Below are 21,372 nucleotides of genomic sequence, written 5' to 3'. Positions count from 1 at the left end.
ATCACTGGGGGGGCGGGACATCCATTGCTTCCGATCGTTTTTAACACTCAAGGGCAGCCCGCAGCTGCAAGCTGCCATTATTGGCGATACGGTCGGTGATCCCATGAAGGACGTTGCCGGACCTTCTATCCTGATTTTCATGAAATTAGTCGGCATGACCGCGCTGCTGATTGCTCCTCTGATTTAAGGAGCCGGCAATCCGCCCAAAGCAAATGATCGCTGACTTTCAAAAAAAAGAAAACATTTATGATCTCCGCAAATCCTTCCGATGAGTTAAAGGCGATGTCACAGTGTGCGACACCGCCTTTGCTTTTTTAGCTGATGATTCTTATTGCTAAAATGTAGTAAATAGAGTAAACTGGAACTGTTGTTGCGGTTGGCTTGTTCGTTGGTCTGAGATCAGGCAGAGAGCTTTCTGAAAAAAAACAACACAGCTTATTTTACGAAAAAGGAGGGGACTGAAAGTGTCAAATGAAACGCAACAGTCTGGAAGCGAAGAAAAAGGCGTCCTTACAGAGGCTTACCTCAACCGCATGAACGCCTATTGGCGCGCAGCCAATTATCTGGCGGTAGGACAGCTCTATTTATTGGATAACCCCCTGCTGAAACAACCGCTTGCAGCAGAGCATATCAAAAAGACAATCGTCGGGCATTGGGGAACGGTGCCGGGGCAAAGCTTTGTCTATACGCATTTGAACCGTGTCATAAAAAAATATGATCTGGATCTGCTTTTGATCTCGGGACCGGGTCATGGCGGGAACTTTTTTGTGGCGCATACCTATCTGGAAGGCAGTTACAGTGAAGTCTATCCAAACATCAGTCAGGATGAAGCGGGTATGCAAAAGCTGTTCAAACAATTTTCTTTTCCCGGCGGTATCTCCAGTCATGTCGCCCCGGAAACGCCGGGCTCTATTCACGAAGGCGGCGAGCTGGGTTATTCGATTGCCCATGCGTTTGGCGCGGTATTTGATAATCCGGGTTTAATCGCCGCCTGTATTGTGGGAGATGGGGAAGCGGAAACAGGCGCTCTCGCCACGTCCTGGCATTCCACAAAATTCCTGAATGCAATGTACGATGGCGCCGTTTTGCCCATTTTACATCTCAATGGTTATAAAATTAACAGTCCGACTATTTTTGCCCGTATGTCAGCGGAAGAAATCCGCAAATTCTTTGAAGGCTGCGGCTGGAAACCTTATTTTGTCGAAGGGGACGAAGCCATGCCAATGCATCGGGCAATGGCAGCCACCCTGGATACCGTTATTGAAGAGATTTTAGCGATTCAAAAGTATGCGCGCGAGACAGGGGATACCACAAGACCATTGTGGCCAATGATCATCCTCCGCAGCCCCAAAGGCTGGACCGGACCGAAAATGGTGGACGGTCAGCAAATGGAAGGCAGCTTCCGGGCACATCAAATTCCGCTCACGATGCAAAAGCCGGAGCACCTGGCATTACTGGAAGCGTGGCTGGCCAGTTATCATCCGGAAGAGTTATTCGATTCAAAAGGTCGTCTGATTGCGGAACTGGCTGCTTTAGCCCCGAAAGGCGACAGCAGAATCGGCGCGAATCCGCATACCAACGGCGGGAAACTGCTCAGAGACCTGCGGCTGCCGGATTTCCGTGATTATGCGGTTAAAGTTCCGCAGCCGGGAGCCATTGCGGCGCAGGATATGGCGGTTCTGGGAGGATTTGTGCGTGACATTTTCAGCTTGAATGCCGAAAACAAAAATTTCCGTATCTTTGGACCGGATGAAACCATGTCCAATCGTTTGAATAAAGTATTTGAGGTGACAAACCGCACCTGGAATGCGGAACAGAAGGAACAGGATGAATTTCTGGCGAGCGATGGGCGGGTCATGGACTCGATGCTGAGTGAGCATCTTTGTGAGGGTTGGCTGGAAGGATATTTATTAACCGGACGCCATGGTTTCTTTGCCAGTTATGAAGCATTTATCCGTATTATTGATTCCATGGCCGCTCAGCATGCCAAATGGCTGAAGGTATGCAATCAGCTGCCCTGGCGGCAGAAGATCGCCTCCCTGAATCTGATCCTGAGTTCAAACGTTTGGCAGCAGGATCATAACGGTTTCACTCACCAGGATCCGGGATTCCTTGACCATATTGCCAACAAAAAAGCGGATGTTGTCCGCATCTATCTGCCGCCGGATACCAACTGTTTATTGTCCGTTTTTGATCACTGTATCCGGAGCAAAAACTATGTCAATGTAATGGTAACTTCCAAGCATCCGCGTCCGCAATGGCTGAGCATGGCGGAAGCCGTGCAGCATTGTTCACAAGGCATCGGCATCTGGGACTGGGCCAGCAACGACCAGGGGCAGGAGCCGGATATCGTTTTGGCGTGCTGCGGCGATACGCCTACGCTGGAAACCCTGGCGGCGGTAACGATCCTGCGCGAAAATCTGCCGGAGATCAAAATCCGGGTGATCAACGTAGTGGATCTGATGAAATTGCAGCCGAGCAATCAGCACTCACATGGCTTGTCGGATGAGGAGTATGATCTGCTCTTTACCAAAGATAAACCGATTATCTTTGCTTTCCATGGCTATCCCAAACTGATTCATGAATTAACTTACCACCGTCACAATCGCAATCTGCATGTCTGCGGCTACCGCGAAGAAGGTACCATTACAACGCCGTTTGACATGCGCGTGCAGAATGAGATGGATCGTTTTGACCTGGTCAAAAAAGTGATTCTGCGCCTGCCGCAATTGGGCAACCGGGGCGCTTATCTGGTGCAGCAGATGAATGATAAACTGGTGGAACACGAACAGTATACCCATACAAACGGTCAGGATCTGGATGAAGTCGTCAATTGGCAATGGCATTTGCCGGAAAAGAATCGTCAAAAAAAAGGAGGCGACCGGCAGGGCAACCTCAGAGATCATAAAAATCAATCTTTCGGTCCATGCAGTCGATCTTCCTGATCATTTTTTGCAAGCTTCCTATTGCAATGAGCTGAAAAAGAAAGATGGCGCAGCCAAATTTTTGACCGCGCAGATTTTCCGGCGGGCGGTAATGGTCGCACGCCGGGAGGACAGTCCGCCATGGGGCTCGCCGTCAGCCGGCAATTGGAGTTGAGCATGGAAATCCAAGAACAACCTGCGGACGAAGGCAGTAGAATGACAAAAGCTCCGGCAATTGCCTGGAAAAAGCAAGCCGCCCCGCCCTGCTGAATTTTCTGCAGGGTAGGGCAGCTTTTTTCCCTTGAGGTTAAGTTATTTGCAGGGATTGCCGCCCTGAATGAAGGTATACATGTCATCGGTCAGCGCTTGAATGTTTTTTTCACCAAGGTATGCCATATGTCCCGATTCATAACCCTTGAAGTAGACGCGGTCCATCGGCAAGCCGGCGTGATTCAAAGTATAATAAAGGATTCCGGTCTGTGTGCAGATATCATACCAGCCATTGGCAAAGAAGGTGCGCATGCCGGGCGTCCGGCGCATGGCGGCGCTGAGACTTTGCGCGGTGTTGCGGCCTTTGATTTCGTTATTCCAATTTGCGTACAGGGAATGAGAATTGACGAAATTACGATCCCATTTGATATTCAGCATCGGGAAGACTTCGCCGCAGAGCACGGATTGGAAGAAAGCGTTGTACTTCCCTTCGGCAGGGTCATCACGCACTCCCCATTGCTGTTCATCGAGCAGCGGGTCATATAAAGGACGGGTGATTCTGCCGTCCAGGCGGGCCACGGAGCGGCCTTTCTTGCGGGCTACCTGGCTGCGATACTCAACATCTTCCACCACAAGATTGCGTTTTTCCAGGTATTCGCGGGAAACCCCGCTATAGTAGATGACGCGTTCGATGATATGCTCACGGGTTTCTGCGCTCAATGCTTCACCTTGATACAGCGCCAATAAATATTCGCTGTCGGCAAATTGTTTTGCTTCGGCAACGAATGCTTCCACTGTCTGCCCGGAAGGGTGATTGTGATACCAGTTGACAGCGGCGAGCGTCGGGAAGGCCAAGACCGCCGGATAGACCGGAGCTTTATCCCCGAAGGATTTGCCAACCGTGACGGTGTTGCCAATCATAATAATACCGTCGAAAGTAACACTATAAGCGCGGTCGGAACCAATCAGAGATCCCATGCCGGCAACCGTGCTGGCACGGGTGCAGCCATAACTTTCGCCGACCATATATTTGGGACTTTCCCAACGGTTGTAGCGGGCCAACCACGCTTGAATGAAGGTGAGGATGGCTTCCGCATCCGGTTCGATGCCGTAAAACTGATCTTTGTTCGCTTCGTTCAGCAAACGGCCAAAACCGGTACCAACCGGATCAATCAGGACCAGATCGGCAATATCCAGCAGACACTGCGCATTATCGCAGGATTCGTAAGGCGGCAGCGGCAGGCCATCGGCATCGACTTCACCGTATTTTACCCGCTTTGTACTTAAAAATCCTACATGAACCATCATCGAAGAGGTGCCCGGACCGCCGTTAAAGCCAAACAGCACCGGACGGGATTTCAAATCGGTGACATCGGAACGGAAATACGAGTAAGAAAAGATGGATGCCATCGGTTTTCCTTCATCATCATAAAAGACGTTGTCTTCGCAGACGGTATGGTAGGGTACCTTCACACCGCGCAGCGTCAGGCTGCCTTCTGAAGTGAATGCCGAAGGGGTAAAAACATCGGTTTTCAACATGAGCAGTTCCTCCTCTATCAAATTGAATCTCGTGCAGATTTGCTCCGCATTCTTATTATAACGATCAGCGAAGTATTTTGCAAGCTCAGAGATACAAGCTTAGGAAGAATTTCAGAGATGACGATGGATGCCTGCACTGAATTTTATCACTAAAGCAACAAACGCTTGCGCTGCGGTATTATAGCGTAAACGAGAGACCCGATAAATTATTTCTAGTCTATTCTGGATTGTTTTCCAATGATTTGGAGGCATTAGAAAAATGGCAGAATCACTCTAGCGAGACAATCCTTTGAAAACCGCATCAATGCGTAGGGAGGCGCCGGAAACTGCCCTTCCATCTCAGCGGATTCCGTTTTGCATGGGGAGAAACAGGGAATTTGCAGCTTACCGTCTTGTAACTGCACAGACAATGAGCATTTTTTCTGGTTTTGATGCGGACCAACTCTTTTTTAACAGATCAAGCGAAGACAAAAGGAAATATCCTCCCGGTTATCGAACAATGGAGCGGAAGAGCAGACAGTGCCCTGTCTTGGGCAGTCAAGCCTCAACAAATCCAATATCGGAGGGAACCGGATGAGTGAAATTTATCAGTTTCAAAATAAAAGTCCTGTCATCCATCAAAATACCATGCTCGCACCCGGCGCGAAGATCATCGGTGAGGTAACCTTAGCGGAAGGCGTCAGTGTTTGGTATAACGCGGTCCTGCGTGCCGATGTGAATCCAATTCGCATCGGTAAGTTCAGCAACATCCAGGACAACAGCACCATACACGAAGACAGCGGAGAAGGCAGCGGTTTAACGCAGGGACTGCCGACGATTTTAGGCGAGTATGTCACAGTGGGCCATGGCTGTATTCTGCATGCCTGCCTGGTCGAAGACTATTGTCTGATCGGCATGGGCGCGGTCATTCTGGACGGCGCCGTCATTGGCAGGGGGTCGATCGTGGGGGCGGGGGCTGTGGTAACCAAAGGGACGGTGATCCCACCCTTTTCCGTTGTTTTGGGCATGCCGGCGAAAGTGGTGAAAACGCTGCCGGAGGAATCAATCAGCGCCAGAAGGGAGCATGCCCAACATTATTATCAGCTGGCAATGGCGCATCAAGAAGGCAACAGAATGAGTCTCAAAAAACTTTAGGAACATTTGCAGGCATTCCTGTATGCAGAGAGAGCCGGAGGGTAGGGCCTGATCGCGCTTTTCAGGATTCCGGGTAATGCTGCAGATACAGAAAGAAGGTCTTTTATGCCTTTTATGATTGCCATCTCCGTACTGATCGGCTCTCTCATGTTTTGTGTGATCTCCGGCAGCAGCATTCTTTACGGTCTGACGGCCGGCGCCGTTGCTTTTGTCTTTGCTGCGCTTGCTTTGGGACATAAACCGCTTGCTGTGGGACGAATGATGTGGCGCGGGGTGCGCGACAGCTTGATGGTCATGAGTATTCTGCTGCTGATCGGCAGTATGACCGGCGTCTGGCGTGCCTGCGGCACGATTCCGTTTCTGGTGTATTATGGTATTCATCTGATTGCGCCGCAAACTTTTATCTTATTTTCTTTCCTGCTTTCGGTTGCCGTCTCCTATCTGATCGGCACCAGTATCGGAACCTGCGGTACGATTGGCGTCGTGCTGATGGTTCTGGCCAATGCCGGTGGTGTCAATCCGGTGCTGACGGCCGGAGCGGTTATTTCCGGCGTTTATTTTGGCGACCGCGCCAGTCCTGCTTCCAGCTGCGCTAACTTGGTTGCCTATCTGACCGGAACAGAGCTCTATGCCAATGTCAAGCTGATGCTGCGCGACTGTCTCGCGCCGATGCTGCTCACAACCGCCTTCTATGCCGTCGTCAGCTTTTTTTCCCCGCTCAATGGCAGTGTGGAGCGGGTGACCGCTTCCATTTTGTCTTCCTTTCATCTGTCCCTCTGGATGCTGCTGCCGGTGGCGGTGATTTTGCTGGCGCCAGTGTTCAAAATAAAAATCAAATCTGCCATGGCGGTCAGTATCGTTCTTGCTGTTTTGCTGGCGATGCTGCTGCAAGGGCAGACGTTGCTTAATCTGCTCGGAATCTTGTTTTTCGGCTATACGGCTCCCGGCAATTCCACGGCAATTTTCAACGGCGGCGGCATGTTCAGTATGAAGAACGCGATATTAATCATGGGGATTTCCGCCACTTTTTCCGGTATTCTCAAAGGCACGAACATGCTGGCCGGCGTTCTTGCCCGCCTGGATCAATTTGCCGCTCAAATCGGTTTGTTTCCCGTCATGGTCCTAACCAGTTTGCCGGTATCCGCCATCGCCTGCAACCAAACCCTGTCCTTACTGTTGGAAGCTCAGTTAATGCGGCCGATTTACGAAAAGCGCAACATTGCGCCGAATCAGTTGATGCTGGATATGGCGGATTCCACAGTGACCATCGCAGGTCTGATTCCCTGGAATACGGCCTGCGCGATTCCTTTGAGCCTTTTGGGTGTGACGGCGGCTGCCATTCCATGGGCAGTCTTTCTCTGGCTGCTGCCACTTTGGGGATTGCTGCGCAATTGGCGCCATGCCAATGGAAAGATCAAATCAATTCGCTGAGCCCAGATCGGTGATCAGCAACACGAAGGGGGATTTTTTTATGAAGTACTTTGACCAGGCGAAACCGGGCCGCACGATTGTTGTCAGATTGGAACCGGGTGAATTGATCTTGGCAGGGATCCGGCAGGTCATCGCCGAAGCGGGAATCCGCGACGGCTATATTGCCTCCGGTATCGCTACATTTGACCGTTGCCGCTTGCATACGGCGGTCAACACAAAGCTGCCGCCTGAATTTGTTTATCCGGAATGGCTGGATACACCGCTGGAGGTTTGCGCGATTCAAGGGGTAATTGCGGATGGCATACCGCATCTGCATGTGGTGGTTTCCGACGCCGACAAAGCGGTTGCCGGCCATTTGGAAGAAAGCCGTATTTTATTTGTTTGTGAAATTGTCATTCAGGAATTGCTGGGACAAACGCTGACACGCCAGCCGATCAGTGAGCAGATCAGCCAGCTCGTGGAAAAAGTCTGACAGCACGCAGGCGAATCGGCAGGCAGAATGACAAAACAGGCTGTCGCCGCCCGGAAATGAGCGATTTTTGGGTTGCCGGGGCGGAGACAGCAAAGGAGGACAGACCAAACACAATGCAAAAGCAAGAGTTTAACCAATCGGAATATCAAAAAAAATCGCTGAGGGCGCTGGAAATTGCTTTGAACTCGGTACCTGTCTACGCATCCTGGCGGGCTGCTGATCCCGGCAGCGGAACCGCGCTGGAGCAAAGATATGCCGCGCTGCCGGAACTGACCAAGCAGACAATGAGAGAGAATTTTCCGAATGGTCTGGTGCCCAATTCCTTGCAGGTGGAGGAGGCGCTGGCCCGGGACGAAATAGAATACACCTTTACCAGCGGCAGTACCGGTGAGAAAGTGATCAACCTTTGGAATCAGAAATGGTGGAATGCTTCGGAGGCGGCGTCCTGGCGCTTGAACGCCCATACCGCCCGGCTAAGCTATCCTCAGAAGCAGGCGAAGCTTGCCAGCGCCCTGAACATTGGCATTCACTGCGAAGAAGATTTACCGATGGATCATCGTATTTTGGGGAATACGTTATATCTCAACGAGAAGATTAACGTGATCGCCTGGCAGCCCCGTCATCTGGAACGCATGGCGAGAGAGCTGGCGCTTTTTCAGCCGGTGATTCTGGAAGCCAATCCTTCCTTGCTGGCACGTTTGGCCTGGTGGGCGATGGATCACGGCCAAAAACTCTTTTCACCGGCCGCTATTATCTTCACCTATGAGTTTCCGTCTCAAATTCATCTGGCGGCAATCCGCAAAGCGTTTGCCTCGCCCCTGATCAGCTCTTACGGCAGTACGGAAACCGGTTTTGTCCTGATGCAGGGGGAAGACGGTTTGTTCCGTCAAAACACGGAGTTCTGCCGGATCGACTTTTATCCGCTGGCGGCGCGGCATGGCGGACCGCAGCTGGGGCGGATTTTGGTCACTACCTTCGATAATCCCTGGGCGGCAATTGTGCGCTTCGATATGGGTGATCTGATCCGCTTGCAGCCGATGAGCGACTACAGCGAAGGGTACCTGGTGCAGGCCGTGGAAGGCCGCATCGCGAACGCCACTTTTACAACAAGCGGTGATTTGGTGACCACCCTGGCGCTTGACCGGCAATTGGCTGGCATTCCGGAAATTCGCGATTATCATTTGGAACAGCATACCGGGAGTAAATATGAAGCGGAATTGGTTTTGACAGACCGAAGCGAAGCCGTCTTCCGGCGTATCCGGCAAGCGCTGGCTTCGCTCTACGGCGCAGACGGCGAATTTATACTGACCCCAACAGCAAATCTTTGGCCCGGACCGGCAGGGAAATATCGCCGCACGCAGGCAAACTTTGAATTTGATGCAAAAGGGATGTTCCGATGAGTACAATCAAACCGCTTTATTTACTTGCCGGCGGCCGGCCGCGTGACCCGCAGGCTATGCTCGCTGCCATCAAAGCCATTCTCGCCGAATGCGGCACCGTCAGGCCACGGATTGCCTATCTGGGCGCAGCCAACGGGGATCAGGTGGGCTTTTTTCAATCCATCAAAAGTATGCTGCAGGAGGCAGGCGCGGGTGAAGTCTTCTTGTTGCAATTAGCCCGGCCAAAAATCGATCTGGCGGCCGTAAAGCAGGCGCTGGAAAACGCGGACGCTGTTTTCATCTCGGGAGGAGAAGTGGAGGACGGCATGCGCTGGCTGCAGCGGCATCAATTGATTGATTTTCTGGCTCAGTTGCGTCAGGGGGGGAAGCTGTTTTTTGGTATGTCAGCGGGCAGCATTATGATGGGGTCTGCCTGGGTGCGCTGGCAAGATCCCGCGGATGACAGCACAGCGGCGTTATTCGATTGTCTCGGGTTTGTGCCGACTGTCTTTGACACCCATGCCGAAGACGAGGACTGGGTTGAACTGAAGAAAGTATTACAGTTGCAAGGGGAGGGAGCCTGCGGTTACGGCATTCCCAGCGGCAGTCTGCTGCGTGTGGATGCGGAGGGCAAAATGACAACCTATGGCAGTCCTTTGCTTTGCTATCTCAATCACGCGGGACAGGTGCAAAGAAAGTAGAAAAGATCCCCGGCGGGATCTGATTCTTCACAAAATCTTCATAAGGTTTCGCTATAATCGGCACAGAATAAAGTTTACGTTCCCGGCAGCGCGGCAATGAGCGGCTGCCGGGAACGAATGAAGCGCTTTATCAAGCCGAAAGGGGATGCCAGCATGCTCATACCACTGCTGATTTTAGCTTATCTCTTCTACTTAGCTGCAAAGGATCATCAGAATACAAAAAGCGGTAAACGTAATCCGATCAATCCGATGGAAACTCTGCAGTTAAGATATATCAACGGAGAAATCGACGAGGAAACCTTTACAAGATTAGCGGAATTGTGCAAATAAGGAGTGAATCAAATGATGTTTTTGAGAGGGACCAACGAAATCGGCCGCTGTCTTGGATTCGGATCCAGGTTCTTGATGGGTGGCTGGATGATGCTGATCATGGCAGCGGTTTTGCTGCTTGTGATTTTTACCATTCTGCATTTTACCGGAAAGAAAAGCAAGAATCAAGCAAATGCGGATATTTTGGATTTATTGAAAATGAAACTGGCCAAAGGCGAGATCAGTGAAGAAGAGTATCTGCGCAAGAAGAATTTTCTCAATCTCGAATAAAGCAAGTCCATGGCAAACAGCAGGACCTTCGGCGCCTCAACCGAAGGTTCTTTTTTTATCTCAAAAAAGCAGCCGGGCCGATTGTGCATGGAACGACGACGGCAGTTAAACTCTGTACTGGAATCGCCCGGCCGGTAAAACGCAGGAGCAAGCGGCCGGCTTTTTAAGCGAAGTAAAAGGATCTTCAGGAACGGTGCCTTACCCTCTGTTGATGTCTAAAAAATCGAACAGAAATCTGAGCGTGGTTTGCTCTTTCCTTTCAGCTGAAAGCAGAGAATGGTTCGAGCCGGACAGATTCTTTGTTTTTTTGCTCTTTATGCCTTTCTTTTTGTCTGAATTCAGGCTTTGCCAGCATTTCTTGTCAGCTGTATATACAGCTGTTGACATTGCCGCAAACTCCGCTATAATGCAAATAGAAAACAAACCGGGAGGGGTGAGCGGATGGATGCAAACAACAGAAGGGAAAAGATCCTGGAGGTCATCAGCCGGGCGGATAAACCGATCACCGGCAGCGAACTGGCGCTGCTGCTGGGTGTGACGAGACAGATCGTTGTGCAAGATATCGCTTTGCTCAAAGCAGGCGGTCAGCCGCTGCTTTCTACCGTTGCCGGTTATATTTATCTGGGCAGCGCTGCCAAAAACCGTTGTCTGAAGGTGTTCACCTGTTATCATAAAACGCTGCCGGAAGCAGAGGTGGAACTGAAAATGATCGTGCGGCAGGGCGGTCTGGTGCGCGACGTGATTGTGGATCATCCGATCTACGGGGAAATTACCGGCAGCCTGATGCTCGGCTCATTGGCGGCCGTTGAGTCCTGGCTGCAGAGAGTCCGCGCCAGCCGTTCGCTGATGCTCACCACCATCACCGATGGCATCCACATGCATACCGTGGAAGCGGCAGACGAAGAAACGCTGAATCAAATTGAGTCCGCCCTGCGCAACGCCGGGCTGCTTTATGAAAAAGCGGAAGCAACAAAACAGAAAGAAGAGGGAAACAGCTTTGCCGAATACGGAACTGATCAAGAAAATTGAAAAACTAAAAAAGGAACGCCATGCCGTGGTTCTGGCGCATCTCTATCAGCCGGCAGAAATTCAGGATATTGCCGATTTTGTGGGTGATTCCCTGGAATTGAGCCGCATGGCCAAAACAACCGGCGCGGAGGTGATCGTTTTTTGCGGTGTTACCTTTATGGCGGAGACCGCGAAAATCCTGAACCCCGGGCGCATGGTGCTTTTGCCGGACCGAAGCGCCGGCTGCCCCATGGCCGACAGTATCGACGCGCAGGAAATTCTGCGGCTGAAAGAGCAGTATCCCAAAGCGGCAGTCGTCTGCTATGTCAACTCCTCCATCGAAGTCAAGGCGGTCAGCGATATCTGCTGCACCTCCGCCAATGCCGTGAAAATCGTGCGGGGCTTAGCGGAACAGCAAGTGATCTTTGTGCCGGACCAAAATCTCGGCCGCTATCTTGCCGCTTTCTGCCCGGAAAAGCAGATCGTTTTAGCCAAAGGTTTCTGCCCGACGCATCACTTTATCACCGTGCAGCAGGTGAACGAGACCAAACAGCAGCATCCGGCAGCCTTGCTGCTGGTGCATCCGGAATGTCCTCCGGAAATCTCAGGGATGTCCGATCTCACCGGCAGCACGGCTCAGATTATCGATTTTGCCGCTCATTCCCCGGCGCAGGAATTTATCATTGCGACCGAAGCAGGCATTTTACATCAGCTTCAGCTGGCTTGTCCCGGCAAACAATTTTATCCGGCCGCCCCGCGCCTGATCTGCGCCAATATGAAAAAAACGACGCTGCCGAATCTGGCGGCGGCGTTAGAGGAATTAAAATTTGTTGTGCAAGTGGATGAAAAGATCAGACAAAAAGCGGCGCGCAGTCTGGAACGCATGCTGGCGCTTTCCTAGCAGTTTTTAGAAATGAAGCGGCAAAGCAATGATCAAGAAATAATTCGGACGAAGGAGGAAATTGTGATGCAAAATTCCCGGCAGTTGGATGAATTATTGTTTCTGGCTTTGGAGGAGGATATCGGTCACGGCGATATCACGACGAATGCGACCGTTGCTCCCGAGCGGTGGGCGCGGGCAAACGTCATCGCCAAGGCAGAGGGAATTGTCTGCGGTTTGTTCGTCATGCAGCGCATATTTTTCTTGCTGGATCCGCAGATTCAATGTACATTTTGCCTAAATGAAGGGGATCCGATCAGCAAAGGCACGATTTTAGCAAAGATCAGCGGACCGGCCGGCAGTATCTTGAGCGGCGAGCGTGTCGCCTTGAATTTTCTGCAGCATCTGTCCGGTATCGCGACCCGGACCCGCGCTGCCGTGCTGCAGGTGCAGGGCACGAAAACCAAAATTGTCGATACCCGTAAAACCATGCCGGGTTTGCGTTGGGTGGAAAAATACGCGGTGCAGATTGGCGGCGCGCTGAATCATCGCTATAATCTGGCGGACGGTGTCCTGATCAAAGACAATCATATCGCGGCAGCGGGAGGGATTGCGCCGGCCATCGCCGGCGTGCGCCGGCAAGTGCCGCATCTCATGAAAATAGAAATTGAAGTGGAGAATATGCTGCAGCTGACGGAAGCGCTGCAAGGCGGTGCCGAGGTGATTCTTCTGGATAATATGAGTGCGGCAGAGATGGCAGAGGCGGTGCAAGTCGTCGCCGGCCGAGCCTTGACGGAAGCCTCCGGCAACATGGGCGAGAAGGATCTGCGGGAAATTGCGGCAACCGGGGTCGATTTTATCTCCATCGGGGCCCTAACCCATTCGGTCAAAGCCCTGGATATCAGTTTACGTTTTGTCAATGAAGCATAGATAAAAAAAAGTGTCTGAGGCAAGCGGCTTCAGACACTTTTTTAGGGAGAACGTCGGCTGCTCCGCCGCAGCGGAGCGCTGAAGTTTTTAGGCGAGCGGCAATAAAGTATAAAGCAGACCGCCGATCACACCGGCTGCCAGCATAATATAGGTGGGATTGAGCTTGCTTTTGCGCAGGAAGAACAGGCAGAGCGCAATCAGGAGAACCGCCAAAAAATCAATGCTGCCAGGATCCGGCGAAGCCGCTTCACCATGCCAAATGGCCAGACTGAGAATGGTCAGACCGGCCGAGGCGATCAGCCCGATCACCGCCGGGCGCAAGCCGCCGAGAATTCCCTGCACCGTGTCCAGATTCTGATATTTCTTGTAGAGAGCGGCGAACAGCAGGACAATCAGGCAGGAGGGCAGGATACAGCCCAGGGTGGCTGTCAGAGCGCCGCCAAATCCTGCGATGCGGGTGCCGACAAAGGTGGCTGCATTGATGGCAATCGGTCCGGGCGTCATCTGGGAAATTGTGACGATATCGCCAAATTCCTGCAGAGTCAGCCAGGCGTGCAGCCGGACAACCTGATTTTGAATCAGGGGCATGGCTGCATAGCCGCCGCCGATGCTGAAGAGACCGATCTGGAAAAACGACCAGAATAAATTAAGATAGATCATCAGAGGTCCCCTTTGCTTTCCGTTTTGAGATCAGGGTAGATAAGAGACCAACCGCCGCGCAGACCAGAATGATCGTGATCACGTCAACCTCAAAGAACGCGCTGGCAAGAAAAGCGGCAATCATCAGCAAGAAGGCAATCAGCTGCTTTTTTTGGATGATCGAGCCGGCCATGCCAAATACCACATCCAAAATCACCGCGCTGACGGCAGCCTGCATGGCGCGCAGCACATTTTTCACGATTGGGTTGGCAGCAAAAGCAGTATAGAAGAGTGAGATCACCGATAATAAAATAAACGGCGGCAGAACCGTGCCGAAAATTGCCACGAGCGCGCCTTTGATGCCGGCGAGATGATAACCGAGCAAAGTGGCGGCGTTGACTGCCATCGGACCGGGTGTGGCCTGAGCGATAGCGGCAAAGTCGAGCATTTCTTTTTCATCAATCCAGGCGAGTTTTTCCACGAACTGCTTTTTCATCAGCGGCACAATCACATAACCGCCGCCAAAGGTAAAAGCACTCAATTGAAAAGTAGTAAAGAAAAGCAGAGTATAAAATTTTGCATCACGTTTCAAGAGGCTGCCTCCCATGTCTTTTGCTTTCAGTCCAGTATAAGGCTTGCCAATACTCAAGTAAAATAGTATAATAAGATAAATGTCATAACAATTATGTTATGAAAGGAGAGGGTAAGCCTGACACTGCATCATTTAAAAGTATTCGTCACCGTCTGTGAATGGAACAGCATTACCAAAGCCGCCGAACAGCTTTACCTGGCTCAGCCGGCAGTCAGCCGGACCATCAAGGAATTGGAAACAGAATATGATCTTCAGCTGTTTGACCGGATTTCCCGGCACCTCTATCTGACGGAAGCCGGCAAGAACTTACTCGGCTATGCCAGACCGATCCTCGATTTGTTGGAAGAGATGGAAACAAATCTGCGCAGCCAGGGCAGCACCGGAAAACTGCGCATCGGCGCCAGCATTACCATCGGCAGCTACTTTATGCCCGATTACGTGCGGCAATTCAAAATCAGTTATCCACAGACAGCCATTTTCGTGACGATTGACAGTTCCGAAACCATTGAAAAAATGATTGCGGCCAGCGAACTGGATTTTGCCTTGATTGAAGGCGTTACGCATCTGGACAGTATTGTTTCGGAAACTTATCTGGACGATGAATTGGTTGCAGTCTGCCCGGTCAACCATCGATTCAGCAACGCTGAGCCGATCGCGCTGGATCAATTTCTGGCCGAACCCTTCCTCCTGCGGGAAAAAGGCAGCGGCACCAGAGAATTATTCGATCAGATTCTGGCAGCCCAGAACCTTGCCGTGCGGCCAATCTGGGAGAGTACCAGCACAACCGCGCTGGTCAATGCGGTCAGCCGCGGGCTGGGGCTCTCCGTTTTGCCTTACATTCTGGTGGAAGAAAAACTGCAGCGGCAGGAGATTGCGCTGGTTCGGGTGCAGGGTTTGCAGTTGAAACGTAAATTCACGATCATCCGGCACAAGAACAAGCTGCTTTCCGTCGCGGCGCAGGCTTTTATCGCAATGTGCAGGCAGTCGCCGGTAAGGAAAGAAGCTGCGCCGCCGGATGAGCACCGCTAAGGGACAGCGCCTGGCGGGATGACAGAACCTGAGCAAAGAATTCAGACAAACGGGAAGGAATTTCTGCGCGGCATGCGGAAATTGAGGGAGCGAAGTCATTCGCAGCACTGCGAATCGGAAGGAAGGTTTGAAAATGATTTCGGAATTTAAAAAATTTATTATGCGGGGAAATGTTATTGATCTGGCAGTCGGCGTGATTATCGGCGGCGCCTTCGGAAAAATCGTCACGTCGCTGGTCAACGATATCGTGATGCCGCTGCTCAGCGTGATTTTAGGCAGGATTAATCTGGCCGGCTTGAAAGTGATCATCAATCCCGCCAGCGCGACAAGCGGAGAAGTCGCCTTGAAATATGGCGCTTTTCTGCAATCCGTCATCGACTTTTTGATTGTCGCCCTGGCGATTTTTCTGATGATCAAACTGCTTTCCTCCTTTAAGAAAAAAGAGAAAGCAGCGCCGGTCATTCCGCCGGCTCCTTCCAAAGAAGAAGTGCTGCTGGCTGAAATCAGAGATCTCCTGCAAGCAAAAAGTCAAAGCTAGGACCGGCAAACCGGTCGGTTCGGAAAAAGACGGAAGACCGGGAACGCCCGGGGTACAAAACGGCAGCTGCCGGGCAGCAAGAAAAAAATAATTTTCAAAAAACGCATTAAGGCTATTGACAAGAGGTCTTTACTGTTATAAGATGTGGTCAGTAAGCAAGAGTGATCCAATTGAATCAAACTTCAGGGCAAACTAATCGAAAGATTAGGACGCAAAGTCAGGAGTCTAAAACATTACGATGTGATGACCGTCCGACCGCAAGCTTTATTTGCGGCCGGACTTTTTTTATCGGTCGTGGATCCAGCGAAAAATTGAGCATTGCAATTGACAATTCTTGCCATAGGGTATATTGCAACCTCAGCAAATCAGAGCATTTACAAAATGAATCGGTGTTCCCGGGCAAACTAACCGAAAGGTTAGGACGCAAAGTCAGGAGTCTAAAACATTACGATGTGATGACCGTCCGACCGCAAGTTTTCGTTGCGGCCGGACTTTTTTTATCGGTCATCGCATTTGAATCAGGGAAGTTCTAACCACTGACCTCGAGGTTGGAGATTTGATCTCTTCTAGGGTGGCCAATCGGTTATTACTCATAGAATTCTTGAAATGACAGAAGAACAGGGAACGAAAATTCAGAACAAAGGGGGCTCAGATGAATGTGAGTTGGACCCGGCGGTGCCCGAGTCAAGCGGAGAGATGCTCGTTTTTATTGATCCTTACTAATCAGACACTAAGATCCCATGCGAACCACAGAAAAACCTTAAAAAGCAAAAATAGAACGTCAAACCGGTGCTAATCTGCCGGCAGCTGACAAAAAATCAAGAAAATGATGAGAATAACCTAGAAAACGTGAATATAGCCGGCAAAATGGCTGTAAATAAAATTCAAAATAATAAAAGGAGTGTAAGTAATGAAAAAACTTTTCTTAAAACTGAGCGTCCTGGTCATGGTTCTAACGCTCGTAACCCTGCCGCTCGTCTCTGGAACGTATGCCAAGTATACGAAGGAAGTAACTGCAACTGATACGATTCGGGTAGCTTTATTCGAATTTGATGTCAACGATACTGACGCTGGGTTACTCGATACTGCGACTGCAACTGATACATTTGATATTTTCACCATGGCGGAGGACACTGGTATCATCGGTGATGGCGCAGCAAATGAAGTGATTGCTCCGGGAACAACCGGAGAAGTTCCAATTGAAGTAAACAACACTGGCGAAGTTGATGTAAAAGCAGATTTTGTAATTTCTGAAACTAATACAGATTTTGTACCTGTATATTATACTATAGGTGCAAATACACAAAGATATTCTGCCGTTTTAACTGGAGTATACGATGCTGTAACTCCTGCGAGCTATAAGACTTTAGCTAACTTAAGTACTGCTCTTGCGATCGCTTCCCTTGAAGATACGGATGGGACATCTACCCAAATATTACATTGGACATGGGACTTCGAGGCTGTTGGTGCAGCAGTTCAACAATCTGACGCTATTGATACAGCTCTTGGTATAGATGGGACTCCAGAAATAACTCTGTCGATTGAAGTTACAGTGACTCAACTTAACGTTAACCCGTAATATATAACTCTTTAATGACTTACCCAGTTAATGACTCAGAGCAGCAAAAAGCTGGCATAGAGACCCCGGCAAAGGTGAATAAGACCAGCTTTGCCGGGGGTTTTCTTTCTTGCTGCCGAAATTAAAAACTGCGGAGGAGGTGATCTGCCTGGCTCAGTCGAATCATGAAACGACAATAAAAATGACGGAAACGCAGGAAAAGCAGACCACACTCCGGCGTTTATGGTGGCTGCTGCTTTTGTTGTTGCTGCTGCTCTCCCTTTCTTTCAGCTATATCGGCTACTTGATTGGCAAGCAGGCAAATCTGGATGATTTCACCGGGCGCATCGTGGATACGATTGAGCTCGACTTGGGTGAAAGCGGACAGAGCGGCGAAGCACAGCCGGTCACCTTATACCAGTTTGACATTTCGGGCACGGTTATGTATACCGACGGCAGGCCGTATCGCAACGGTATCGTCGAACTGAGAAGCGATGTGCGCTATACCGTTACCGATGCGAACGGCAACTTTGAATTCTTACGTGTCAGCGAAGGGCAGCATACGATCAGCGTCATTGAGGGAAGCAGGCGGCTTGCCTCCAGCACGGTCACCTTTACCGGCGTCAATTCCTTAAGAATCAAACAAACCATCCGGCTTGGCAATGGCCATTATCTGATCAAGATTCCTTTGGAAGTCACGGTCATCAACCTGGTGGTGGAATTAAAAGGCGAAGGGGAGCAGGAGACGATTGTTCTGGATCCGGATACGGTGCTGCCAAGCGAAGCGGGTCAGCCCGATTTGTCCGTTCATCCAATCCTGCCGGGTGATCTCAGCCCGCAGGACGGCGGCAGCAGCACCCCGACGAATCCCACCAATCCGACCAATCCGACGAATCCGACCAATCCGACGAATCCCACCAACCCGGGCGAGCCGTTGCCGCCGGAAGGGCCGCTGACGCCAACGGTGCCGGGCAAGCCGGACCCGGTGATTCCGGCGGAGCCATCCACGCCAACCAACCCGACCACCCCTGTGCTGCCGGCTGATCCCGGTCTGCCGGCTGCGCAAACCCCAAACAGGGCTCCCAACCTGATTGTCACGGATACCATTGCCCCCGCCCGGGTCTGGCAGCAGGCCACCGCCGTCGATATTTTTGCGCCGCGCGACGGCAATACCGGCGTCAGCAAAATCGGCGGGCAAACCGTGATTGCGCCCGGCGCCACCGGCAGATATATCTTTAAGATCAAAAACCCGGAGAACTTTGCCGTTGTTTTCCAGATCCGGCTCCGGGAAGAGGATCAGAATTTTCCCAGGCTGCCGATGCGTTACCGCCTGTCGCAAGGTGTGATCCCGAGAGGCACAAATCAGTATTACGACTGGAAATCGGCAGAGGATGTCAGCCTGCTCAATCTGACGCTGGCTGCCAAAAGTGAGACTTTTTACACATTGGAATGGCAGTGGCAGGATACCTCCGACAGCATCGACACCACAATCGGGATGCAGCAGGGGAATCCTCTCTATATTCTGGATATTTTGATTGGAGGTACCTTTCAATGAAAACAAGGACAGCGCTGAAATTACCGGGTTGGAAAATTGTCCTACGCAATCTGTTCCTTGTTTTTTTGAGTCTGATCATTCTGTTTAATCTTTATGTAATCAGCGCACAGTTTTTTCAAAAAAACGAATTGCCGAAGATTTTCGGTTATGCCCAGGTCGTCGTGGTTTCCGGCAGCATGCTGCCGGAAATCCAGGTCGGCGATCTTTTGATCATTCATCAGCAGGCAGAGTATGCCGTGAACGATGTGATCACTTACCGTTCCGGTGCGAGCTTAGTGACGCACCGTCTTCTTTCTGTGCAGGGGGATCAGTTGGTGACCAAAGGCGATGCCAATAATGTGGCGGATCCGGCCATTGCTTTGTCGCAAGTGGAAGGGAAAGTCGTGCTGCGCTTGTCCGGTTTGGGTAAGCTGATCTATTTTCTCAAAACGAAACAGGGCATTTATCTGACGGCGTTGCTGGCGATCCTCTTGTTTGCGGTACCCTATGCGGCAGACGCCATCCGGGAGTATAAAAATAAACCAAAGCAGTGATGAAAATGAAAAAAAGCTATGTCGTCTATCTTCTTTATTTGCTGATGGTGACCGTCGTGGTTGCCGCCGTTTCTCTTTCCAAATTCAGTACCACCGGAGAGGGAACGGACACGGTTTCGGTCGCGAAACCTGTCCTCAGCTATCTGCCGCAGAGCGCAGAGCTCAACGGAACTGAGATTTTAGAGATAGGCAGCGGTTTGCATGTCGGCGACCTCTTGCCCGGCGATATTTTGGTTTATCATTTTGACATCGTTAATTTTGAAAACAGCAACCTGAATCAGGTTTTATTGAAATATAGAGTCACGGTTGAATGGAATCCGGTTTTGCCGAACTTACCCTTTTCGTATACGCTGGAACCCGCTGCGACTTATGATTCTGCCGGCGATGGCTATGTTTATCTGGGGTTTGGCGGACAGATTACGCACAGCTATACGCTGACCATCACCTGGGATGAGACCGATGCCGGCTCCGCTTATCTCGACAAGCAGCAGACACTGCAGATCAAGATTGAAGCAGAGCAGGTAGACAGTTTGACCTAAGAACAAAAGCGGGACACTTTTTTGCAAAGATAGAAAATCTCGCGCGGCAGAGAAAGGGGGGAGTCGGGCAATGAATGGAACGATGGATGAGAATTATCCGTGGGATCAGGCGACCGGGCCGGGGATTGATGCCGGATATTTTAACAATCGCGATCCCAGAACGGGTTTATATCGCCATAATTACTTAAGGCAGGAAATGAAGAAGCTGGATGATGAGAACCGGCTGCCTTTTTCCTTGATCATCGGTGAAATCAATGGTCCTGGCTTTGACGCCGCTTCCTTGGGCTGCGATGAAGAAGACAGGCTGATGATCCGCTCGGTGGAAATACTGAAAGACTGCTGCCGCAAAGCGGGTGTTTTGGCAGCTATTGTCGGTAAAAGTTTCAGCATTCTTTTACCAGAGACCAATGATCTGGAAGCCGACCGTATTCTAACGCAAATTATTCATCGTTTCAGTACCTTTCAAAGCAATATCGGCGACGGAACGGTCGTCATCACCCTGTCCTGCGGCTGCGCCACCAAGAGCAAACCGCAGGAAGCGCTGGAAACGATCATCAAAACCGCAATAGAAAACATGAATCAGCATAAGCTGCTGCAGAATCGGGAACAGTGTACTTCTTTAATCCATTTCATTGCCACGGTCATGCATGAAAAAAGCCGGGAAACGGAAGAACACTCCCTGCGCCTGATCAAGTATGCGCGCGCAATCGGGACTGAAATGCATTTATCAAATCATCAGATGAACAATTTGGAATTACTTTCCATTGTGCATGATATCGGGAAATTTATTATCAGCGATTCCGTTTTAACCAAACCGTTTGCCCTCTCGGCAGCTGAAAATAAGGTGATTCACGAGCATACCGAAATTGGTTATCGCATGGCGCTCTCTTATGAAGAGCTGAAACCGATCGCTTATGACATTCTTTGTCATCACGAATTCTGGAACGGAAAAGGCTATCCGCTTGGTCTGAAAGCAACGGAAATACCGCTGCTCGCCCGCATCGTATCGATTCTGGATGCCTATGATGCCATGACCAATAACCGGTCGTACCGCAAGGCGATGAACAAGCGGTCTGCCATTGCAGAAATCAAGAAATTTTCCGGCAGCCAATTTGATCCGACCATTGCAGACTTATTTGTGGCACGCATTGTGGACCGGGTCGATTAGACAGAAAAATAGC

At 50.8% G+C, this 21,372-nt stretch carries 20 protein-coding genes, 2 pseudogenes and 2 riboswitches; of the genes and pseudogenes, 19 read left to right on the top strand and 3 right to left on the bottom strand.

Features of this window, described 5'->3' with window-relative positions; genetic code table 11:
* The first annotated feature begins 49 nt into the window (after window positions 1–49).
* Window positions 50–187: pseudogene (locus LLG09_01950) on the top strand (sodium/proton-translocating pyrophosphatase).
* A 277-nt stretch (window positions 188–464) separates the two neighbouring features.
* Window positions 465–2,849 (top strand): annotated as a pseudogene (locus LLG09_01945) (phosphoketolase family protein).
* 387 nt (window positions 2,850–3,236) lie between these two features.
* Here the strand turns inward: LLG09_01945 and LLG09_01940 are convergent.
* The gene (locus tag LLG09_01940) at window positions 3,237–4,673 is read right to left on the bottom strand and encodes a hypothetical protein (protein ID MCE5195881.1); all 1,437 of its coding nucleotides are present in this window, start codon (window positions 4,671–4,673) and stop codon (window positions 3,237–3,239) included.
* A gap of 573 nt (window positions 4,674–5,246) precedes the next feature.
* Between LLG09_01940 and LLG09_01935 the strand changes: the two genes are divergently transcribed.
* From LLG09_01935 to nadC, 10 genes are all read left to right on the top strand, one after another.
* A complete protein-coding gene (locus tag LLG09_01935) occupies window positions 5,247–5,807 on the top strand; it encodes a gamma carbonic anhydrase family protein (GenBank protein MCE5195880.1) in 561 nt (186 codons plus the stop codon).
* 105 nt (window positions 5,808–5,912) lie between these two features.
* Entirely contained in the window at window positions 5,913–7,238 is a 1,326-nt protein-coding gene (locus LLG09_01930; GenBank protein MCE5195879.1) for a sodium:proton antiporter, read from the top strand.
* A 40-nt stretch (window positions 7,239–7,278) separates the two neighbouring features.
* Window positions 7,279–7,710: a DNA-binding protein gene (locus LLG09_01925; GenBank protein ID MCE5195878.1), complete on the top strand. Its 432-nt coding sequence runs from the start codon at window positions 7,279–7,281 to the stop codon at window positions 7,708–7,710.
* 113 nt (window positions 7,711–7,823) lie between these two features.
* Window positions 7,824–9,110, top strand: coding sequence for a hypothetical protein (locus LLG09_01920; GenBank protein ID MCE5195877.1), 1,287 nt, complete (start codon window positions 7,824–7,826; stop codon window positions 9,108–9,110).
* Entirely contained in the window at window positions 9,107–9,790 is a 684-nt protein-coding gene (locus LLG09_01915; protein MCE5195876.1) for a Type 1 glutamine amidotransferase-like domain-containing protein, read from the top strand. The genes LLG09_01920 and LLG09_01915 overlap by 4 nt, the downstream gene beginning before the upstream one ends.
* A gap of 153 nt (window positions 9,791–9,943) precedes the next feature.
* Window positions 9,944–10,120 (top strand): hypothetical protein, encoded by a 177-nt coding sequence (locus LLG09_01910; protein MCE5195875.1) that lies wholly within the window; start codon window positions 9,944–9,946, stop codon window positions 10,118–10,120.
* Window positions 10,121–10,132: 12 nt separating this feature from the next.
* Window positions 10,133–10,390 carry a hypothetical protein gene (locus tag LLG09_01905; GenBank protein MCE5195874.1) on the top strand — a complete coding sequence of 86 codons (258 nt, stop codon included), beginning with the start codon at window positions 10,133–10,135 and terminating at the stop codon, window positions 10,388–10,390.
* Between the two features lie 441 nt (window positions 10,391–10,831).
* Complete coding sequence (locus LLG09_01900; protein MCE5195873.1) at window positions 10,832–11,419, top strand: transcription repressor NadR; 588 nt, start codon at window positions 10,832–10,834, stop codon at window positions 11,417–11,419.
* A complete protein-coding gene (gene nadA, locus LLG09_01895) occupies window positions 11,343–12,299 on the top strand; it encodes a quinolinate synthase NadA (protein ID MCE5195872.1) in 957 nt (318 codons plus the stop codon). The genes LLG09_01900 and nadA overlap by 77 nt, the downstream gene beginning before the upstream one ends.
* Window positions 12,300–12,365: 66 nt before the next feature.
* Window positions 12,366–13,208, top strand: coding sequence for a carboxylating nicotinate-nucleotide diphosphorylase (gene nadC / locus LLG09_01890; GenBank protein ID MCE5195871.1), 843 nt, complete (start codon window positions 12,366–12,368; stop codon window positions 13,206–13,208).
* Between the two features lie 87 nt (window positions 13,209–13,295).
* On the opposite strand, the gene LLG09_01885 is transcribed toward nadC, so the two are convergent.
* Window positions 13,296–13,868 carry a chromate transporter gene (locus LLG09_01885; protein MCE5195870.1) on the bottom strand — a complete coding sequence of 191 codons (573 nt, stop codon included), beginning with the start codon at window positions 13,866–13,868 and terminating at the stop codon, window positions 13,296–13,298.
* The gene (locus LLG09_01880) at window positions 13,855–14,439 is read right to left on the bottom strand and encodes a chromate transporter (protein MCE5195869.1); all 585 of its coding nucleotides are present in this window, start codon (window positions 14,437–14,439) and stop codon (window positions 13,855–13,857) included. The genes LLG09_01885 and LLG09_01880 overlap by 14 nt, the downstream gene beginning before the upstream one ends.
* Window positions 14,440–14,562: 123 nt before the next feature.
* Between LLG09_01880 and LLG09_01875 the strand changes: the two genes are divergently transcribed.
* From LLG09_01875 to LLG09_01845, 7 genes are all read left to right on the top strand, one after another.
* The gene (locus LLG09_01875; protein MCE5195868.1) at window positions 14,563–15,468 is read left to right on the top strand and encodes a LysR family transcriptional regulator; all 906 of its coding nucleotides are present in this window, start codon (window positions 14,563–14,565) and stop codon (window positions 15,466–15,468) included.
* A gap of 133 nt (window positions 15,469–15,601) precedes the next feature.
* Window positions 15,602–16,006 carry a large-conductance mechanosensitive channel protein MscL gene (mscL, locus tag LLG09_01870; GenBank protein ID MCE5195867.1) on the top strand — a complete coding sequence of 135 codons (405 nt, stop codon included), beginning with the start codon at window positions 15,602–15,604 and terminating at the stop codon, window positions 16,004–16,006.
* 176 nt (window positions 16,007–16,182) lie between these two features.
* Window positions 16,183–16,269, top strand: a riboswitch (cyclic di-GMP riboswitch).
* Window positions 16,270–16,394: 125 nt separating this feature from the next.
* Window positions 16,395–16,481, top strand: a riboswitch (cyclic di-GMP riboswitch).
* 435 nt (window positions 16,482–16,916) lie between these two features.
* Window positions 16,917–17,585: a hypothetical protein gene (locus LLG09_01865; GenBank protein ID MCE5195866.1), complete on the top strand. Its 669-nt coding sequence runs from the start codon at window positions 16,917–16,919 to the stop codon at window positions 17,583–17,585.
* Between the two features lie 109 nt (window positions 17,586–17,694).
* Window positions 17,695–19,119, top strand: a complete 1,425-nt coding sequence (locus tag LLG09_01860; GenBank protein ID MCE5195865.1) for a carboxypeptidase-like regulatory domain-containing protein — start codon at window positions 17,695–17,697, stop codon at window positions 19,117–19,119.
* Entirely contained in the window at window positions 19,116–19,652 is a 537-nt protein-coding gene (locus LLG09_01855) for a signal peptidase I (protein ID MCE5195864.1), read from the top strand. Before LLG09_01860 ends, LLG09_01855 begins: the two co-directional genes overlap by 4 nt.
* Window positions 19,653–19,657: 5 nt before the next feature.
* The gene (locus tag LLG09_01850; GenBank protein ID MCE5195863.1) at window positions 19,658–20,191 is read left to right on the top strand and encodes a hypothetical protein; all 534 of its coding nucleotides are present in this window, start codon (window positions 19,658–19,660) and stop codon (window positions 20,189–20,191) included.
* Window positions 20,192–20,261: 70 nt separating this feature from the next.
* Complete coding sequence (locus LLG09_01845) at window positions 20,262–21,359, top strand: HD domain-containing protein (GenBank protein MCE5195862.1); 1,098 nt, start codon at window positions 20,262–20,264, stop codon at window positions 21,357–21,359.
* The last annotated feature ends 13 nt before the right edge of the window (window positions 21,360–21,372 follow it).

This window comes from Negativicutes bacterium (assembly GCA_021372785.1).
In the GTDB taxonomy this organism is placed as follows: Bacteria; Bacillota; JAAYKD01; order JAAYKD01; family JAAYKD01; genus JAJFTT01.
This window is presented reverse-complemented; position numbering and strand designations above follow the sequence as displayed.

Bases quoted from the DNA above. Each gene is read 5' to 3' on its own strand.
- LLG09_01935 (MCE5195880.1), top strand. From the start codon at position 5,247: ATGAGTGAAATTTATCAGTTTCAAAATAAAAGTCCTGTCATCCATCAA.
- LLG09_01855 (MCE5195864.1), top strand. From the start codon at position 19,116: ATGAAAACAAGGACAGCGCTGAAATTACCGGGTTGGAAAATTGTCCTA.
- LLG09_01850 (MCE5195863.1), top strand. From the start codon at position 19,658: ATGAAAAAAAGCTATGTCGTCTATCTTCTTTATTTGCTGATGGTGACC.
- LLG09_01915 (MCE5195876.1), top strand. From the start codon at position 9,107: ATGAGTACAATCAAACCGCTTTATTTACTTGCCGGCGGCCGGCCGCGT.
- LLG09_01845 (MCE5195862.1), top strand. From the start codon at position 20,262: ATGAATGGAACGATGGATGAGAATTATCCGTGGGATCAGGCGACCGGG.
- LLG09_01900 (MCE5195873.1), top strand. From the start codon at position 10,832: ATGGATGCAAACAACAGAAGGGAAAAGATCCTGGAGGTCATCAGCCGG.
- LLG09_01925 (MCE5195878.1), top strand. From the start codon at position 7,279: ATGAAGTACTTTGACCAGGCGAAACCGGGCCGCACGATTGTTGTCAGA.
- LLG09_01930 (MCE5195879.1), top strand. From the start codon at position 5,913: ATGCCTTTTATGATTGCCATCTCCGTACTGATCGGCTCTCTCATGTTT.
- mscL (MCE5195867.1), top strand. From the start codon at position 15,602: ATGATTTCGGAATTTAAAAAATTTATTATGCGGGGAAATGTTATTGAT.
- LLG09_01920 (MCE5195877.1), top strand. From the start codon at position 7,824: ATGCAAAAGCAAGAGTTTAACCAATCGGAATATCAAAAAAAATCGCTG.
- nadA (MCE5195872.1), top strand. From the start codon at position 11,343: ATGAAAAAGCGGAAGCAACAAAACAGAAAGAAGAGGGAAACAGCTTTG.
- nadC (MCE5195871.1), top strand. From the start codon at position 12,366: ATGCAAAATTCCCGGCAGTTGGATGAATTATTGTTTCTGGCTTTGGAG.
- LLG09_01940 (MCE5195881.1), bottom strand. From the start codon at position 4,673: ATGTTGAAAACCGATGTTTTTACCCCTTCGGCATTCACTTCAGAAGGC.
- LLG09_01865 (MCE5195866.1), top strand. From the start codon at position 16,917: ATGAAAAAACTTTTCTTAAAACTGAGCGTCCTGGTCATGGTTCTAACG.
- LLG09_01885 (MCE5195870.1), bottom strand. From the start codon at position 13,868: ATGATCTATCTTAATTTATTCTGGTCGTTTTTCCAGATCGGTCTCTTC.
- LLG09_01910 (MCE5195875.1), top strand. From the start codon at position 9,944: ATGCTCATACCACTGCTGATTTTAGCTTATCTCTTCTACTTAGCTGCA.
- LLG09_01905 (MCE5195874.1), top strand. From the start codon at position 10,133: ATGATGTTTTTGAGAGGGACCAACGAAATCGGCCGCTGTCTTGGATTC.